Origin of the sequence: Streptomyces sp. NBC_00984 (genome assembly GCF_045162475.1) — a bacterium.
Classification (GTDB): Bacteria; Actinomycetota; Actinomycetes; order Streptomycetales; family Streptomycetaceae; genus Streptomyces.
Map to the genome: position 1 here is coordinate 3,051,756 of NZ_CP108734.1, position 16,887 is coordinate 3,068,642.

Consider the following 16,887-nt stretch of genomic DNA (forward strand, 5'->3'; position numbering starts at 1 on the left):
GGTCCGTACCGTCCTCTCCCCTCCCCCCTACTTCTTGGGCAGCAGCTCCGGGCTGAGCAGCAGCGTCCGCAGCTGGGCACGGGTCAGCGGCGCCGTCTTCATGACAGGCCCCTGCGCCCGCTCGCCCTTGAAGCCGGTGCTGTCGCGGATGCTCAGCACACCGCCGTCCTTCAGCACGAGCCGGCCGGCCAGCTCCCGTCCCCACTTCGGCGCACCGTCGTAGTTCATCGGGTCGCTCCAGATCGTCAGCACCCCGCCGCCCGGCACCTTCTCGTTCACGCAGTCCGCCATGCCCGGCACCCCGTGGGCGGGCTTGCACGGATCACTCCCCGCGACGCGGCTCCCGGTGTCCAGGTAGCCGATGACGAGATAGCCGACGCCGCCGTCCTTGCGTACGGAGTAGTGCCCGTCCAGCGGTCCCGCCAGATGCGGCATCTCCTGTTCGGAGGTGTCGCCCTTGAGGATGACGGAGAGCGAGACCTGCTCGACGTCCCCGACGCCCTTGGGCAGCACCTTCACCAGTTCCTCCGCCCGGCCGCCGTTCCCCGCGAGCTCGACCGGGGCCGCCACCGTGGTCTCCTGCGTGTCCCCCTTCGCGGCCAGGTTCGGCGCGGCGACGGCTCCGGCCGCGACCACGGCGACCACCGCGACCGAGACGCCGACCCGGCGCCGCAGCCGCACCCGGGCGGCTCCGGCGTACACCGTCCGGGTGGAGGTGACCGGCTGCCCCGCGTCCTCCGCGGCCCGCCCCAGCAGCTCGTGCACGTCGTTGTTCATACCAATTCCTCCGCCATCTCGGCGCGCAGCGCCGCCAACCCCCGAGCCGCGTGGCTCTTGACCGTGTTCTCCCGCATCCCGAGCAGTCCGGCCGTGTCCTCGACGCTCAGGTCCTCCCAGTAGCGCAGCACCAGTACGGCGCGCTGCTTGTCCGTGAGCCGGGCGAGTGCCGCCCGTACCGCAAGCCCGGTGTCCGTGTCCGGCGCCCGGTCGGCGCGGTCGGGCAGTTCGCCGTAGGACTGCTCGCGTCGCCAGAACCGGCGGCGGGATGCGATGAAGGTGTTGATCAGCGTCTTGCGCGCGTACGCCTCGATGTTGTCGAGCCGTCCGTACCGCCGCCCCCCGAGCACCACCTTGACCAGCGTCGCCTGGACCAGGTCATCGGCCTCGTGCCGGTCGCCGCAGAGCAGGTAGGCGCTGCGGAACAGCGCGGTACGTCTGCCTTCGACGAAGGCGTGCAGCGCGGCATCGTCATCGATCCGCATCGTCGGCGCCCCTCTCCGGGTCCGCGGGTGCGGACCGTCTCACCCTTCCAGTGCGGCGGGAGGCACGGCGGGTTGCAGCAGACGACGGAAAAGGAGGGGCGGTACGGGCAACCGGCCCGTACCTCCCCTCCTCGCCGGTGTCGCCGCTACTTCACGGCGAGCACCAGGGTGTCCGAGGGCGAGGCCCAGACGGCCCGCGCCTCACCGAATCCCGCTTCGCGCAGGGTGCCGGTGTGCCAGTGCACGGAGGGCATGTCGCCGTCCGCGTGCTCACCGTAGATCTCGTACCGCTCGGCGGTAGGTCCGGCGAGGACCGGGTCCTTGGCGGCCAGTGCCCACCAGTCGGCCCAGTCGACCGCGCCCGCGGCCTTGGCGCGGTCCATGGTGGCGTGCCGGTGGGCGCGTTCGGCCGCGTTGATCCGGGGCGTCGCGGTGTCGATCATGTGGTCCGCGTTCATGAACACCCCGCCGTCCCGGACGAGCCCGGCGATGTGGCCGTAGAGCGCGGTGAGCGGTTCGGTGTGCAGCCAGTGCAGGGCGGTGGCGGTGAGCACGGCGTCGTACGAGTCGTACGGCAACTGCCGCGCCCACTCGGGGTCCTTGAGGTCGGCGGTGACGAAGGTGACGCGCTCGTCGCCGTCGAAGTAGCCTCGCGCGATGGCGAGCAGCGCCGGGTCGAGATCCACACCGGTGCTGGTGGCTTCCGGGAACCGCTTGAGCAGCCGGTCCGTAATACTTCCCGTACCGCATGCGAGATCGAGCACCCTCGGCCGCGGCCCCACCAGGGCCTCGACCATGTCCAGCATCACCCGGAACCGCTCCTCGCGGTCGGGCATGTACCACTCCTGCTGCCGGTCCCAGCTCTCCTGCCAGGCCCGCCAGTCCGTACCTGTCGATGTCTCCGTCACCAGGAACCTCCATGTAATACCCTGGAACCGCAAACGACCATTACACCGTTCGCTGCATCGACCATAGACCGACGCCGTAAGGACTACAAGTGGAACTGGCCTATTACTCGGACTACGCCGTACGTCTGGTCAACACCGAGGAGCCGGCCCGCAACAAGGACTCCCTCACCTCCGTGGAGGCGGTCCGCGAGCTGTTCGGCGCCAACGGCCAGGCGGCCCGGCGGGCGACCGACGCGGACGTGACCCGATTCAGGTCCGTACGGGGGCGGCTGCGCTCGGTCTTCGAAGCGGCCGACGGCGGTGACGAGACGCTCGCCGTCGACCTGCTCAACTCGCTGCTGCTGGAGTTCCCGGTCAGCCCGCAGATCTCCGGGCACGACATCCGCGACGAGGACGGCAAGCCGGACTGGCACATGCACCTGGCCGACCACCCGTCGAACGCGACGGCCGGGTACGCCGCCATCGCGGCGATGGGCCTCGCCTTCCACCTCACCTCGTACGGGGTCGACCGGCTCGGCCTGTGCGAGGCATCGCCGTGCCGCAACGCCTACCTCGACACCTCGACCAACCGGTCCCGCCGCTACTGCTCGGACCGCTGCGCGACCCGCGCCAATGTGGCCGCCTACCGGGCCCGCAAGCGCCTGGAGACGGAACGGGCGGCCGACACCGGCCGCAGCGCGGAGACCGCCCAGGTCACCACCCCCCGCACCGACCGCTGATCCTTCTTCAGCGGCCGGTAGCGCGCCCGGACCCTGGCCAGTACGAACTCCTCGGGCACCACCCCGTAGTCCGTACTGTCCCCGCCCGCGAAGCTGTTGTCGGCCAGCACCCACCAGCCGCCCCGACGGCGCTCGACGGCCCGCTTCACGACCAGCAGGTCCTGCTGGAACGGATGCCGCAGGATCACCACGTCACCGGGGCGTACCGTCACCCCGTACTGCACGAGCAGCCAGTCCCCGTGATGGAGCGTCGGCACCATCGACGGCCCGGTCACCTCCACCACCTGGAACGGCACCCGCGCCGCCAGCCCCCGGCCGGGCTGCTCCTGCGTCAGCTCAGGCACCTCCGGCACCTCCCGCATCTCTCCGGCACCTCCCCGGTCCGTCCAGTACACGTCCTGTACAGCGTTCCGCACATTCGGCCACTGGTCCCATCCTCGCCCTGGACTTTTGGCCTAAGCCCATGGGGGCACCCACGAAAACACGTCTCTCACGGAGTAATGTCCCACCTGAGAAGACGATCACGAGGAAGGACAGCTCAATGCTTTCCCGCCTGTTTGCCCCCAAGGTGAAGGTCAGCGCCCACTGCGACCTGCCCTGCGGCGTGTACGACCCGGCCCAGGCCCGCATCGAGGCGGAGTCCGTCAAGGCCGTCCAGGAGAAGTACCAGGCCAACGAGGACCCGCACTTCCGGGCCCGCGCGGTGGTCATCAAGGAGCAGCGCGCCGAGCTCGCCAAGCACCACGTCTCGGTGCTGTGGAGCGACTACTTCAAGCCCCCGCACTTCGAGAAGTACCCGGAGCTGCACCAGCTGGTCAACGACGCCCTCAAGGCCCTGTCGGCCGCGAAGGCCTCCACGGACCCGGCGACCGGCCAGAAGGCGCTGGACTACATCGCCCAGATCGACAAGATCTTCTGGGAGACCAAGAAGGCCTGATCTCCGGCCGGGCCGTTCGACCTACGGTTGTCGCGGGTCGCATCGCCTACCTTTCCGCACCCGGTCCGCGGGTCGCCGAGCACGGCGTCCGTGACGGACCGGGTGCGGTTTTCTTTGCCCGGCATGCGGCACGGTCGACGAATCGATCCCCCTCATGGCCGACAGGGATCGTGTCGCATACGAACGCCTGCGGGCCGAGTGCAGTCGGCGCCCACAGGACACCGGGCTCACGGCCGGAAGCCTGGCCGGACGGCTGCCGCCGGACGAGCTGATCGGCACCGGTCCGCCCGCTCCGGGAGGCAGCCGCCGCCTTCGAGGACCTCAAATCGAACGTCGGGGTCCGCACCATTCTGGAGCCGTAGGCTCCTCGACCACGGCCCCGCGGCACCCTTGTACGCGGGGCCGGCCTCCGGCCTCCACACCCCCAACCCTTCCGGGAGACTTGATGTACGCCGTCACCGACCCGTCCACCGGCACGACCACACAGACCTATCCGACCGCCACCGACACCGAGATCACGGCGGCCGTCGACGCTGCCCACGCGGCCACCGCCTGGGGACGGAACAGCTCAGTGGCCGAACGTGCCACGCTCCTGCGCCGACTCGGCGATCTCCATGACCGGCACCGTGCCGAACTGGCGGACAGCATCGTGCGGGAGATGGGCAAGCCGCTCGAAGAGGCCGAGGGCGAGATCGACTTCTGCGTCGACATCTACCACTACTACGCGGACCACGCCGAGGCGTTCCTGGCCGATGAGGAACTGCGGGTGACCTCGGGTCCCGGCCACGCCGTCATCCGTCGCAGCCCGGTGGGCGTCCTGCTCGGAATCATGCCGTGGAACTTCCCCGCCTACCAGGTCGCGAGGTTCGCTGCCCCGAACCTCGCCCTGGGCAACACCATCGTCCTCAAGCACGCCCCGCAGTGTCCGGCCACCGCGGCGCTGCTGGAGCGGCTGTGCACCGAGGCCGGCTTCCCCGCCGGGGCGTACGTCAACGTCTACGCCACCAATGAGCAGGTCGCCGGGATGATCGCCGACCCACGCGTCCAGGGCGTGTCCCTCACCGGCTCGGAACGGGCCGGCGCAGCCGTGGCCGAGATCGCCGGACGGCACCTGAAGAAGGTCGTCCTCGAACTCGGTGGTTCCGACCCGTTCATCGTGCTCTCCACCGACGACCTCGATTCCGTGGTGGAGGCCGCGGTCTCCGCCCGGCTCGACAACACCGGCCAGGCCTGCAACGCCGCCAAGCGGTTCGTCGTCGTGTCCGACCTCCACGACGCGTTCGTCGAGAAGTTCACCGCCCGGCTCCTCGCCCGTCAGTCCGGCGCGCCGCTGTCGTCGGTCGCCGCCGCCGAGGCCCTCGGCCGCCAGGTGGACGCCGCCGTCGCCGAGGGCGCGACGCTGCACACCGAGGGGGAGCGCAACGGTGCCCACTTCCCGGCCGGGGTCCTCACCGGGCTCACCACCGACCACGCCATGGCGCGGGAGGAGCTCTTCGGACCGGTCGCCATGATCTTCCCGGCGATCGACGAGGACGACGCGCTGCGCATCGCCAACGACACCCCCTACGGCCTCGGCTCCTATCTGTTCACCACGGACCCCGCACAGGCCGCACGCGTCGCCGACCGCATCGAAGCCGGCATGGTCTTCGTCAACGGCGTCGGCGCCGAGGGCGCCGAGCTGCCCTTCGGTGGCATCAAGCGCTCCGGGTTCGGCCGGGAACTGGGCCGACCGGGCATCGAGGAGTTCGTCAACAAGAAGCTCATCCGCACCATCGCATAGGTCCCGACGGGCGGCGGCCGGCGCGGCCTCCCGAGTCGCCGCTGAAGCGCCCGCTCCGGCCGGACGAACAAGTCGAAGGGCCCGACCGCTTCGCATCGAGCGGTCGGGCCCTTCCGCGTGTGCGGAGCTGTTCGGGAGGCGGACGGGAGACCTGGTCCGCCGGTGGTCGACCGCGGTGCCGACGGGATTCGAACCCGCGGACGGGGAGGGCAGGTCCGCCCAACCCGCGGACGGGGAGGGCAGGTCCGCCCTCTTCCCCTCAGTCGGCGTACGGGTGACCTCCGGACGCCGATCGCAATGGGCCGCTCTGCCACGGCGCCGCAGTCTGCGGGACCGCGCGATCCCGCTGCGGTGATCGTAGGGGCAACTCCCCGGCCCGAGAAAACCGTTTACGAAGGCGCGTGCGGAGGCGTGCGACGGCGCGTACGGAGGCGTTCCCGAAGGTGTTTGCGAAGCCGTTTACCCGGAACGCGGCCGTGTCGCCGAAGGTTTCGCCTCTCCCGAGGGGACCATATGAAGTCGGCCGATGCCGGTCCCCCGTCGATTCGCTCCTCGTACCACCGATGAATGTTCGGGGCAGGATCGGTCGATATGGGTGGACATGCGCAGATGACGCGGCTGCGTACACGAGGGGAGACAGCGATGACCACCGAGGGCTTCACCACATGTCTGTGGTTCGACGGGCAGGCCGAGGAGGCGGCGGAGTACTACCTCTCGGTCTTCAAGAACTCCCGCCTCGGCAGGACCAGCCGCTACACCGAAGCGGGACCCGGGCCTGCCGGATCGGCGATGGCGGTCGAGTTCGAGATCAACGGCCAGAAGTTCGTCGGTCTGAACGGCGGGCCGCAGTTCACCTTCAATGAAGCCATCTCGTTCCAGATCCGGTGCTCGGACCAGGACGAGGTGGACCACTACTGGAGCAGCCTCACCGACGGGGGCGAAGAGGGGCCCTGCGGCTGGCTGAAGGACAGGTACGGCGTCTCCTGGCAGGTCGTCCCCGAGGCGCTGATCGACCTGATCGGCGATCAGGACGCCGAGAAGGCCGCACGGACCACCGCGGCGATGATGACCATGAAGAAGCTGGACATCGCCACGCTGCGGAAGGCGCACGACGAGGGCTGAGACACGCGGACGCGGAGATACCGGAGGACGGATCCGACGGAAACGGTGGATCCGTCCTCCGGTATCTCCGCGCCGAGGGGGAGCGGGTGGCGCGGTGGTCGCCCCACCCGCCGTCACCGCCGCGCGCCGCTCCTCGCACGCCGTGGGCCGAGGAAGGCGCCCGCGAGCAGCGCACCGGCCAGGACCAGCGCCGAGTTGACCAGGATCGCGACCGAGACCCCCGAGAGGACGCCTTCGGGGCCGGTGTCACCGAGGGCGGACATCCGGGCGGTGGCGACGGCGCTCATGACCGGGATGCCCATGGTGATGCCGACCTGCTGGGTCATGGTGGCGAGGCCGGTGGCCAACCCCTGTTCCTCGTCGGGGAGTCCGGAGGTCGCGGTGACCATGAAACCGACGATCATCAGCATGTTGCCGATGCCACCGGCGAAGGTGGCCACCAGCAGAAGCGTGATCCACTCCCCCGACGTTCCGAGCGCCACCAGGGAGAGGGTCGCGACGGCCTGGACGACTCCGCCGGTGACGATGGTCGTACGGCTCCCGAACCGGCCGGCGGCACGGCCGCCGAGCGTGCCGCCGATCACGGTGCCGATACCCAGGACGCCGAAGGCGAGGCCGGTGGCGAGCGGTGCGTAGCCGAGGACTTCCTGGAGATAGAAGGTGAGCAGGAAGACCAGCGAGGTCTCGGTGACGAAGGCGATCAGGCCCGCGGTGTTGCCCCAGATGACGCTGCGCCGCTTCAGGATGTGTACCGGGACCAGCGGCGCCGCGGCCCTCTTCTCGACGGCCCGGAAGGTGATGAGCAGCGCGAGCCCCGACAGGAGTGCGGCCAGCGTGGTGGGCGTGGTCCAGCCCGACTCGCCGGCCTGCGTCAGACCGTAGACGAGCAGCAGCAGGCCGCCGGTGACGGTCACGGCGCCGGGGATGTCGAGCCGGGGGCGCCCGGCGGGCCGCGAGTCGGTGATGACGGACGGGGCGAGGGCGACCACCAGGGCGGCCACGGGCACATTGATGAAGAACGCCCAGCGCCAGGAGAGCAGATCGGTGAGCAGGCCGCCGAGGATGGCGCCCGCGGTGAATCCGGCGGACATCAGCGCCCCGTTGAGACCCAGGGCGCGTTCGCGCAGCGGGCCCTCCTTGAAGGCGGTGGTCAGCAGCGCGAGTCCGGCCGGGGTGACGGCCGCCGTGGCGAGTCCCTGCAACACCCGTGCCACGAGCAGCACTTCGGGCGAGGCGGCGAGCCCGCCGAGGGCGGAGGAGAGGCCGAGGACGGCCATGCCGACGAGGAACAGCCGCTTGCGGCCGACGAGGTCGGCGATCCGGCCGAAGAGCAGCGTGAAGCCGGCGGCGGCGAGCGCGAACGCGGTGGCGATCCACTGGAGGTGGGAGAGGGAGAAGCCGAGCCCCTCACCGACGACGGGCAGTGCGACGTTCAGGATCGAGAAGTCCACGGCGATCATGAACTGGGCGCCGAGGAGGAGTGCGAGGACGAGCTTCTGCCGTCCGGTCATGCGGGTCTTCGACGGGGAGACGGTGGGAGCGGCGGCGGGGCCGGTCGTATCCGACGGGGCGTGACTGGGTGCGGACATGATGGGTCTTCCTCAGGGAGAGGCTTTAACAGGACTTGAGTTCCGTTAAGGTGGAGTCACCGTAGCAGAGGAAGGGTTACTAATGGAACTGGAGACCCGTTATGGCATCTGAGGGTGTGGAGCCAGGCAGCGTCCGGCCCGGTGGGCGTACCGCCCGGGTCCGCGAATCGGTCCTGCGGGCGGCGGGCGACGCCCTGGCCGAGCACGGCTTCGACCGCCTGGACCTCGCCGATGTCGCGCGCCGGGCGGAGGTCGGCAAGACGACCGTCTACCGGCGCTGGTCCACGCCCACCGGCCTGATCGCGGACCTGCTCGACGACATGGCCGAGCAGTCCTCGCCCCGTACGGCCACGGGTTCCCTGGCCGAGGACCTCAGGGCCAACGCCCGGCTGGTGGTCACGACCCTCTCCGACCCGCGGCAGGGCGCGCTCTTCAAGTCCGTGATCGCCGCGGCCACCTGCGACCCGCGCACGGCCGAGGCGCTGCACCGGTTCTACGCGATCCGCATCAAGGAGTGGTCCGGCTGCGTCACCGAGGCCGTCGAGCGCGGGGAACTGCCCGCGGGGACGGACCCGGACGAGGTGATCCGCGCCGTATCGGCGCCGCTCTACTACCGGTTGCTGGCCAGCGGCGACCCGCTCGACGAGGCGGCGGCCGACCGTGCCGCCGAGGCCGCCGCGGCGGCGGCACGGTCGGGCGCGTACGTGAGCTGACGGGCCGGCCGGCCCGTCAGCCCGCCGGGTGGGCGCGCAGGCGGACCGCCCACGGGTGCCCGGCGCCCTGGGCCAGGGTGATGGTCCCGGTCAGCCAGGCGCGCTGGTCCGCGGTGGGGACCGGCAGCGCCTTCGCGAAGTCCTCCTCGTCCTTGGGGCGCGGGGACCCGGCCTTGTACAGGAGCTGCACCTCGGGGCAGAGGTACGGAACGCCGTCCCCGGAGACCCGGCCGAGCCGGTCGAGCGGCAGGCGGATGCGGGGATCTCGGCGGAACAGCCAGTCGTCGCCCTCCGCGTCGTCGAGCATGAGCTGGACGCGCCAGGGCTCGTCGGGCCCCGGGCGGCACCAGATGTCGTGCACGTACGGCGGCAGCACCTCGCCGGGGAGCCAGGGGCGCAGGGTGCCGGGCGGGTCCGCGGCCCACCACTCCCAGCCCGCCAGGAGACGCTGGGCGGCGAGCTGGTCGCGGCGGAGCAGGAGCACGTCGATGTCGCCGTGGTCCCGGAAGGCGTGGCCCACGGCGAATTCGACCGCGTATCCCCCGGCCATCCACCAGGGGACGCGCAACGGCGCGAAGAGGCGGGCGGCCTCGTCCGGCGGGAGCGGATCCCAGGGACCCCACGGAGTTTCCGTACGCATGGCCGCAGGCCCCTTTCCCTCTCCGGCGCCGCCCGCCCTCCGGCACCGCCCGCCGTGGGGTCAGTCCGTCGTCAGCAGATGCCGGTAGCTGTCCGGATGCTCCCTCAGGAAGGTGGCCAGGCTCGTCGCCGGATGGCCGGTGAGGTCCGGCACGGCGTCCGAGACCGTGGCCATCTCGCCGGTGGCGATGGCCTCGTACGACGTCACCCAGCCGGCCACCTCCCAGTCCTGGGCACCGTACTGCGCCCGGGAGGCGTAGGCCTCCTCACGGGTCTCCGCCACGTAGGTGATGGTCCGGCCGGTGACCCTGCCGAGCTCCTCGGCAGCCTCGGCGAGGGTGAACGCCTCGGGGCCCGTCAGGTCGTAGGTGATCCCGTCGTAGCGGGTGTCGGCACTCTCGGTGTCGGCCAGCAGGACGGTGATCGCGACGTCCGCGATGTCGTCGTGCGCCACCGCCGCCACCCGGCCGTCGCCACCGGGGCCGCGCAGCACCCCGTCGGCGCCGGTCATGGCCGGGATCCCGGCGAGATACAGGCTGTCGCGGAGAAAGGTGTAGCGGACATCGGCGGCCCGGATGTGCGCCTCGGTGTGCCAGTGGTCCCGGGCGAAGGTGAACGTGGCGTCGGGTGCCGCGCCCAGGAAGGAGACGTACACGATGCGTTCGACGCCCACGGCGACCGCCGCGTCCACGGCCGTCGTGTGCTCGCGCACCCGGTCCGGGCTCTCGTGCGCCGAGACGAGGAACAGCGTGTGCGCCCCGGCCAGGGCACGGCGCATGGCCTCCCCGTCGCCGTACGGGGCGGGCGGGGCGGCGACGGCGCCGGGCAGTTCGGGCAGCCGGGACGGGTCGCGCCCGAGGAGCCTGACGGGCACTCCGGCGCGCGCCAGGCGCCGGGCGACACGGCCGCCGACGGCTCCGCTCGCGCCGGTGACCGCGATGATGGGGGCGCCCGGATTCTCCGGGCCGGTGGGGGGTGGGTTGTTCATGCGGGGTCGCCTTCCTTGCGCGGCCAGGGCCGCACCTCCACGACCGCGTCCACCGGGACGGGGCCGTAGATGTGCGGGAACTCCTCGCCGCCGGGCGCAACGGACTCGTACCGTACGGGCACCGGGAGCCGGTCGGGATCGATGACGAGGACCACGAGTTCCTGGTCGCCGGTCCCGGCCCCGCTCCCGGCGCCGTACAGCATCTCGGCCACGCCGGTGAGCTGGTGCGGCAGCGAGCAGTGGATGAAGCCCTCTTCGTGCAGGGTGCGGCCGCGGGTGGACATCTCGTACGTCCCGATCCCGCGGGCCGCCTCCCACAGGGGGCCTTCGGTGAGGTGCAGCAGTTCGGCCATGGGCCAAAGCTAGCCGCGTCGACGCGCCCTGCGGGCCATCAGCGTGGCCGCCGATCCGGCCACGAGCAGAGCGGCGGCGATCCCGCCGAGAATCCACTCACCGCCGTGCGCACCCGTGTGCGGGAGCTCCCCTCCGGGATGGGGCTTGTGCGGCGAGGCGCCGGGCTCGTCAGGCCCGTCGGAATTGTGCGCCCAGGCCCCGGACTCGTCAGGCCCCTCGGACTTGTGCGGCCAGGTCCCGGGCTCGTCGGGCCCGTCGGACTTGTGCGCCCAGGTCCCGGGCTTGTCAGGCCCCTCGGACTTGTGCGGCCAGGTCCCGGGCTCGTCGGGCCCGTCGGACTTGTGCGCCCAGGTCCCGGGCTTGTCAGGCCCCTCGGACTTGTGCGCCCAGGCCCCGGACTCGTCGGGCCCCTCGGACTTGTGCGCCCAGGTCCCGGGCTTGTCAGGCCCCTCGGACTTGTGCGCCCAGGCCCCGGGCTCGTCGGGCCCCTCGGACTTGTGCGCCCAGGTCCCGGGCTTGTCAGGCCCCTCGGACTTGTGCGCCCAGCCACCAGGCTCCTCAGACCCACCCGGCTTGTGCGGCCAGGTGTGGGTCGGCGTGGGCTTCGGCCACGGCGTGTGGGTGGGGGTGCTCGTCGGAGTCGGGGTCGGGGTGGGCGTCGGCTCCTCGCCGCAGGTCGGCAGATCACCGTCGAAGGGGTAGGCGTGCAGCTCCTGGCCACCCGACTGGCCCGCCGAGGTGTGGGTCAGCGAACCGGCGGTGTAGAAACGGCCGTTGGTGCCGCTCATGTCCAAGGTGGCCGCACTCGACTGCTGGCCGATCAGCACGCTGCCCTGGAACTGACCGGTGCCGTGCAGCCCGACCTCGGTGGCGTCCGGGAAGTTCCACAGCAGGCGCTCGCGGAGTCCGGCCTGCGGCAGCGAGCCCATCAGTGTGTTGATGCTGCGGCTGCTCCCGTAGACGTTGACGAGCACCGTCGCACCGTCCGGGATGGCGTTGAACGTGATGCCCTGCTGGCCGCCCTGGGCCGACACCACATCAGCGTCCACGGCGAAGACCTGGAGGGGCGAGGTGCCGTCACCGGTGAAGACGGTCTCGAAACCGGCGTTCACCACGGTGCCCGTGGCGGGACGGCGGTGGTCCTGGTTGTCGTCGTACGCGTAGCAGTGGCTGGCCGCGGTCAGCTGGTCGCGCAGCGCCGTGTACGGTTCCGCGGCGGCCGGATCGCGGAGCGGGGCCGGGATCACCGTTCCGCTGACGTTCCGGGCGTACTTGACCACACCGTGGTTCGCCCCCTCCTCGGCGAGCAGCCGCTGCCCGTTCGCGACCGTCAGGTCCCCGCCCACGGTCAGGTAGTCGGAGCCGTTGGGGGGCGGCACCCGGGAGCCCACGCCCGCCACGCCGACGTTGTAGATCTGCGAGGCGCCTTCACGCTTGTTCATGTCGAACTGTCCGAGAGTGACGATCTTCCCCTCGGCCTCGGCGGCGGCCTCCCGGACCAGGAAGTCGCCGCCGACGAAGATATTGATATTGCTGTCGTGATGGGTGACGGGCCCGTTGTTCGGATCGAGCCAGGTCGTCGGGCAGTCGCTGCCCAGACACGGGCCGAGCCCGCCGGGCAGCGGGTCGGCGAGAGCGATGGACGCCATCGTGCCCACCATGGCCGCGGCCGCCGCCATGGCCACCGCCGCCCGGATACCTTTGCCGCGCCTACGCGCTTCTGTTGCCATAAGGGGCAATATGCAGCTTTACGTACCAAACGATAGGAATGCCACGCCCGGATCGAGCCCGATGCACCCGGATACACGGGACCGCGACCGGGTACGCCCGTGCGCGCGAGCGTGCGCCGGGCCGTCCCCGGCAGTGCGCCCGCGGTGTCCGACGGTGCGTCAGGCCGAGTCCGCCAGGAGTTCGGCCTCCACGCGCGGGTCCAGGCCGACCGCGGGCCGGTCCGGTCGCTGCGGGGGCTTCCCGCCCAGCTCCTCCAGCCACTTCCAGGTGTCGGTGACCGTCTCCTCGACCGGGCGACAGCGCAGGCCGGTCGCGTACGCCTTGCTGACGTCTCCCGCGTGGATCGTGTCGTACAGCTCGCCCGGCGGCAGCCAGACCGGCAGATCGGTCCACGGCTCCACGCCCGCCGCGAGGATCTTCTCCGCGGGCGTCCAGCGCAGTGCCGCGTCGGAGCCGGTGGCCCGTACGCAGGCCTCCAGCAGTTGCCCCATGGTGGCGTGGCCCGAGCGGCTGACCAGGTTGTACGGCCCGTGCAGACCGCTGCCGGCCGCGTCCAGCAGCCAGTTCGCGAGGTCGCGGGCGTCGATGTACTGAAGCATCAGATCCGGTGTGCCCGGGGCCAGCACGGGTCCTCCGCGGGCGATCCGCAGCAGCCACCAGGGCAGCCTGCCGATGTTCTCCCAGGGACCCAGGATCAGCCCCGCGCGGGCGAGGAGGGCCCGGTCGCCGAAGGCGTCGAGCGCGGCCAGTTCGCCGCCGCGTTTGGCCAGGGCGTACGAGACGTCCCCGCCCGCGTCGGGCGAGGCGCCGGTCACCACCGGGCCCTCCTCCGGCAGACCGGCCGGGGCCGGGGAGTCGTACACGGAGCGGCTGGAGACATAGGCGTACCGGGCGGCCCGGCCGGCCAGCAGACGGGCCGCGTCCCGTACGGCCGAGGGGGCGCCGCTCCAGGTGTCGACCACCAGGTCCCAGGCGTACCCGCCGGGGCCGTCGCCGGATCCGGCCAGGGCGGCGAGGCCGTCCTCGGTGGTGCGGTCGCCGAGGAGTTCCGTCACGCCCGGCGGGGGTGCGTGCCGGCCGCGGTGGAACACCGTGACGTGCCAGCCGCGCGCCAGCGCCGCCTCGGTGACGGCGCGTCCCACGAATTCCGTACCACCCAGCATCAGAAGCCTCATGGGACCGACTCTGCCCGCCGGGCGGCCCGGTGGGAACCGGTCCTCGCTCTCGGCGGAATCGGGAACCGGTGCCTCACGGTGTACGGGCCAGCGGGCTGCGGTTGCGCAGCAGCCACTGGTGGTACCCGACCGCGCGCCGGGCCGCCTCCCGGTAGGCCGCCTCCAACTCCCCGTACACCGTGGCCGTGTCGGCGCCCGGCCGGGACACCAGCAGCAGCCGTACGGCGAGGGGGTCGTCGCGCAGCGGGCGGATCGCCATGTCGTCGCGCGGTCCGGAGGTGGGCTGGCAGGGGGCGACCGCCTCGCCGAGCACGACGAGGGAGGCGGCGGTGAGGTAGTCGCCGTGCAGGACGGTCGGTGCGAGGCCGGCCTCGCCGAACACCCGGCGCAGCCCGTCCCATTCGCCGTCCACCGTGGGGTCGACCATCCACCGGTCGGCCGCCAGGTCGACGAGGTCGACCACGGGGCGGGCGGCGGCCGGGTGGTCCCGGGCCATGGAGATGAACTGCGGTTCGCGGTCAAGGAGTACGCGCTGTTCCAGGCCGTCGGGGACGGCCAGCGGGCAGCCCTCGACCTCGTGCACGAAGGCGACGTCGAGCCCGCCCGCCCCGACGTCGCGGAGCAGTGCGCCGGCCGATACGTCGACCCGCAGCGAGATGTCCGTACCGGGCAGCCGGAGCCGCAGCCTGCGCAGCCAGCCGCCGATGACCCGGCTCGCCGTGCAGCCGATGCGCAGCCGGGGCCCGGAGGCCCGGACCGCGTCCGCCTCCGCCTTCGCATCGCTGACCAGGGCGGTCATTCCGTCGACCAGGGGGCGGGCCCGGCTGAGGACGGAGCGGCCGAGCAACGTCGGGCGGCAGCCGGTCCGTTCACGGCGGAACAGCTCGGCGCCCAGGGTGTTCTCGATCCGGCGCAGCTGGGTGGTCAGGGAGGGCTGGCTCACGCCCAGCCTGCGGGCGGCTTGGTGCAGGCTGCCCGTATCCGCGATGGCGCACAGCGCCCTGAGGTGTCTCACCTCAAGCTCCATACGGTCGAGCGTAGGGCGGCGGACGACTGTCGCACCAGACTCCCCAATCACACCAAAGTCCTTTAATTCACCTGGAGTTGGTGGACACTTCGGCGGCGGTACCGGGGTTGGCGATAGCCCGGTGCTATCGCCGGTTGACATCATCCGCCGCGGCTTCCGCTCCCCGACACTCTCTCCGTACCGCACCCGTCCGAGTCCGATCATCGGACGGGTTCATCGGACCGGTAACGGTAGGAGACCCCCCATGAAACACCCCAGGACCGTCATGTCGGCCGTGGTCGGCCTCGGCTTCGGCCTCGCGGCCGCGCTGGGCACGGCACCGGCGATCGCCTCCTCGGCCCCCGCCGCAGCACCCGTCACCACCACCTCGGACGTCCGGGCGGGCTACACCGCCTACGCCGGGTCGCACGAGAACGCCGCCGCGAACAAGGCGTTCTTCGAGGCGGTCGCCAAGTCCGTGGCGAAGAAGCAGGCGGCGAACCCCGGCGCCCAGTCGGTCACCATCGTCTACAGCACCGCCAACGCGCCGAGCTTCCGCACCCAGATATCCAACAGCGCGCAGATCTGGAACAGCTCCGTCTCCAACGTCCGGCTGCAGGAAGGCTCGAACGCCGACTTCACCTACTACGAGGGCAACGACCCGAGCGGCTCGTACGCGAGCACCGACGGGCACGGCAACGGATACATCTTCCTGGACTACGCGCAGAACCAGCAGTACGACTCGACCCGCGTCACCACGCACGAGACCGGGCATGTGCTCGGCCTTCCGGACCACTACTCCGGTCCGTGCAGCGAGCTGATGTCGGGCGGCGGCCCCGGCCCGTCCTGCACCAACCCGTATCCCGACGCGAACGAGCGCAGCCAGGTCAACTACCTGTGGCAGAACGGCTTCGCGGCCGCACTCGCGCGCAGCGCCTCCTGACCCCGGTCCGGACGCATCGCACCATAGGGGCCACCTCGTAGGACGGGGTGGCCCCTGCGCCCTGCCCACCGGCTCCCGAACGCGGTACGGGCCCGGTGGCACGGCACCACGCCGTCCTCCCGGGCCGGACCGGTCCGGGCCGAGCCGAGCCCACGGACCGACTGCCGGACCGAGCCGGGCCGGACCGGTCCGAGCCCACGGACCGGTCCGAGCCCACGGACCGGGGCCGGGCCGGGCCCGGCAGTCGGTCACGGCCCGGGGCCGGGACGATCAGGCGTGTTCCAGCGGGAAGGCGCCGCGGTGGCCCGTACCGGCACCCTGCTCCGGGCGGGGCTCGTACTCGCGGCAGCTCCAGATCTCCTGGACGAATCCCGTGCGCCGGTCCCACAGGTCCAGGACATCGCCCTCACCGGCCACCCCGCGGTAGGCGTCCTTGGCGCCCCGGAAGCAGGCCAGGCCGCCGGACAGTCCGCGCACCGCGGCCGGGGCCGGGAAGTAGTCCGAGAAGGCGCAGGCGATGCAGGTCTGGAGACGCACACCGGGCGGCAGGGCGCGCTGGATCGTGGCGAGCGCGGACGCGAAGTCGTTCTCGGCGCGATGGGACGTGTAGGCCGCACCGCCGAACTGCAGCTCCAGGCCGAGGTACGAATCGGGGCGGCGCAGCGACAACAGGCAGCTGAGCGTGGCCTGGTGAACGGCTCCCTCCCAGAGGACCGGGAGCGGAAGGTCCCACTCCAGGACGCAGTCGCTCAGCGCACCGTCCACCAGAGTGAACCGGTCGTCGGCCGGTGGCGTGCCGACGGCCGGGGTGAGGCCGTCGAAGCTCGCGCCCTCGAAGTCGATGCCTCTTGTCCGGAGGCGTAGTTGCTGTCCGTCGGTGGTGAGGACGACGGCGTCGGAACCCTGTCGGTCCCGGTACCACCCTGCCCATGACTCATCTGTCATGGGCACGGACTGTAGCCCGTGCCCATGACAGTCGCCCTCTCGCCCTCCGTTTCGGCTCACGGGCCTTGTGACCTCG

At 71.6% G+C, this 16,887-nt stretch carries 18 protein-coding genes; 6 read left to right on the plus strand and 12 right to left on the minus strand.

Annotation, left to right across the window (positions count from 1 at the left end; genetic code table 11):
* Positions 1 to 27: 27 nt before the first annotated feature.
* The 3 genes from OG520_RS13125 to OG520_RS13135 form a co-directional block, all read right to left on the minus strand.
* A complete protein-coding gene (locus OG520_RS13125) occupies positions 28 to 777 on the minus strand; it encodes a hypothetical protein (protein WP_406013293.1) in 750 nt (249 codons plus the stop codon).
* Positions 774 to 1,262, minus strand: coding sequence for a SigE family RNA polymerase sigma factor (locus OG520_RS13130; RefSeq protein WP_406013294.1), 489 nt, complete (start codon positions 1,260 to 1,262; stop codon positions 774 to 776). Before OG520_RS13130 ends, OG520_RS13125 begins: the two co-directional genes overlap by 4 nt.
* Before the next feature lie 146 nt (positions 1,263 to 1,408).
* Entirely contained in the window at positions 1,409 to 2,170 is a 762-nt protein-coding gene (locus OG520_RS13135; RefSeq protein ID WP_406013295.1) for a class I SAM-dependent methyltransferase, read from the minus strand.
* A gap of 89 nt (positions 2,171 to 2,259) precedes the next feature.
* On the opposite strand from OG520_RS13135, the gene OG520_RS13140 reads away from it, so the two are divergent.
* Positions 2,260 to 2,889: a CGNR zinc finger domain-containing protein gene (locus OG520_RS13140; protein WP_406013296.1), complete on the plus strand. Its 630-nt coding sequence runs from the start codon at positions 2,260 to 2,262 to the stop codon at positions 2,887 to 2,889.
* Here OG520_RS13140 and sodX read toward each other — a convergent pair.
* Positions 2,793 to 3,251, minus strand: a complete 459-nt coding sequence (sodX, locus tag OG520_RS13145; RefSeq protein ID WP_406013297.1) for a nickel-type superoxide dismutase maturation protease — start codon at positions 3,249 to 3,251, stop codon at positions 2,793 to 2,795. The genes OG520_RS13140 and sodX overlap by 97 nt on opposite strands.
* A 179-nt stretch (positions 3,252 to 3,430) precedes the next feature.
* On the opposite strand from sodX, the gene sodN reads away from it, so the two are divergent.
* From sodN to OG520_RS13160, 3 genes are all read left to right on the plus strand, one after another.
* Complete coding sequence (gene sodN / locus OG520_RS13150; RefSeq protein ID WP_093899557.1) at positions 3,431 to 3,826, plus strand: superoxide dismutase, Ni; 396 nt, start codon at positions 3,431 to 3,433, stop codon at positions 3,824 to 3,826.
* Positions 3,827 to 4,271: 445 nt separating this feature from the next.
* Positions 4,272 to 5,606, plus strand: coding sequence for an NAD-dependent succinate-semialdehyde dehydrogenase (locus OG520_RS13155; RefSeq protein ID WP_406013298.1), 1,335 nt, complete (start codon positions 4,272 to 4,274; stop codon positions 5,604 to 5,606).
* A gap of 642 nt (positions 5,607 to 6,248) precedes the next feature.
* Positions 6,249 to 6,728: a VOC family protein gene (locus OG520_RS13160; RefSeq protein WP_406013299.1), complete on the plus strand. Its 480-nt coding sequence runs from the start codon at positions 6,249 to 6,251 to the stop codon at positions 6,726 to 6,728.
* Between the two features lie 113 nt (positions 6,729 to 6,841).
* Here OG520_RS13160 and OG520_RS13165 read toward each other — a convergent pair whose 3' ends face one another.
* Entirely contained in the window at positions 6,842 to 8,317 is a 1,476-nt protein-coding gene (locus tag OG520_RS13165; protein WP_406013300.1) for an MFS transporter, read from the minus strand.
* A gap of 101 nt (positions 8,318 to 8,418) precedes the next feature.
* On the opposite strand from OG520_RS13165, the gene OG520_RS13170 reads away from it, so the two are divergent.
* Positions 8,419 to 9,030, plus strand: coding sequence for a TetR/AcrR family transcriptional regulator (locus OG520_RS13170; protein ID WP_406013301.1), 612 nt, complete (start codon positions 8,419 to 8,421; stop codon positions 9,028 to 9,030).
* A 16-nt stretch (positions 9,031 to 9,046) separates the two neighbouring features.
* On the opposite strand, the gene OG520_RS13175 is transcribed toward OG520_RS13170, so the two are convergent.
* From OG520_RS13175 to OG520_RS13200, 6 genes are all read right to left on the minus strand, one after another.
* A complete protein-coding gene (locus tag OG520_RS13175; protein WP_406013302.1) occupies positions 9,047 to 9,670 on the minus strand; it encodes a nucleotidyltransferase domain-containing protein in 624 nt (207 codons plus the stop codon).
* Between the two features lie 60 nt (positions 9,671 to 9,730).
* A complete protein-coding gene (locus tag OG520_RS13180) occupies positions 9,731 to 10,657 on the minus strand; it encodes an NAD(P)H-binding protein (RefSeq protein WP_399328906.1) in 927 nt (308 codons plus the stop codon).
* Complete coding sequence (locus OG520_RS13185; protein WP_406013303.1) at positions 10,654 to 11,010, minus strand: DUF952 domain-containing protein; 357 nt, start codon at positions 11,008 to 11,010, stop codon at positions 10,654 to 10,656. Before OG520_RS13185 ends, OG520_RS13180 begins: the two co-directional genes overlap by 4 nt.
* A 9-nt stretch (positions 11,011 to 11,019) precedes the next feature.
* A complete protein-coding gene (locus tag OG520_RS13190; protein WP_406013304.1) occupies positions 11,020 to 12,741 on the minus strand; it encodes a choice-of-anchor A family protein in 1,722 nt (573 codons plus the stop codon).
* 159 nt (positions 12,742 to 12,900) lie between these two features.
* Positions 12,901 to 13,905: a reductase gene (locus tag OG520_RS13195; RefSeq protein WP_406016475.1), complete on the minus strand. Its 1,005-nt coding sequence runs from the start codon at positions 13,903 to 13,905 to the stop codon at positions 12,901 to 12,903.
* An 85-nt stretch (positions 13,906 to 13,990) separates the two neighbouring features.
* Positions 13,991 to 14,944 (minus strand): LysR family transcriptional regulator, encoded by a 954-nt coding sequence (locus OG520_RS13200; RefSeq protein ID WP_399328903.1) that lies wholly within the window; start codon positions 14,942 to 14,944, stop codon positions 13,991 to 13,993.
* Positions 14,945 to 15,188: 244 nt separating this feature from the next.
* Between OG520_RS13200 and snpA the strand changes: the two genes are divergently transcribed.
* Positions 15,189 to 15,866 carry a snapalysin gene (gene snpA, locus OG520_RS13205; RefSeq protein WP_399328902.1) on the plus strand — a complete coding sequence of 226 codons (678 nt, stop codon included), beginning with the start codon at positions 15,189 to 15,191 and terminating at the stop codon, positions 15,864 to 15,866.
* 270 nt (positions 15,867 to 16,136) lie between these two features.
* Here the strand turns inward: snpA and OG520_RS13210 are convergent, their stop codons facing one another.
* Complete coding sequence (locus tag OG520_RS13210) at positions 16,137 to 16,811, minus strand: DUF6304 family protein (protein ID WP_406013305.1); 675 nt, start codon at positions 16,809 to 16,811, stop codon at positions 16,137 to 16,139.
* Between the last annotated feature and the right edge of the window lie 76 nt (positions 16,812 to 16,887).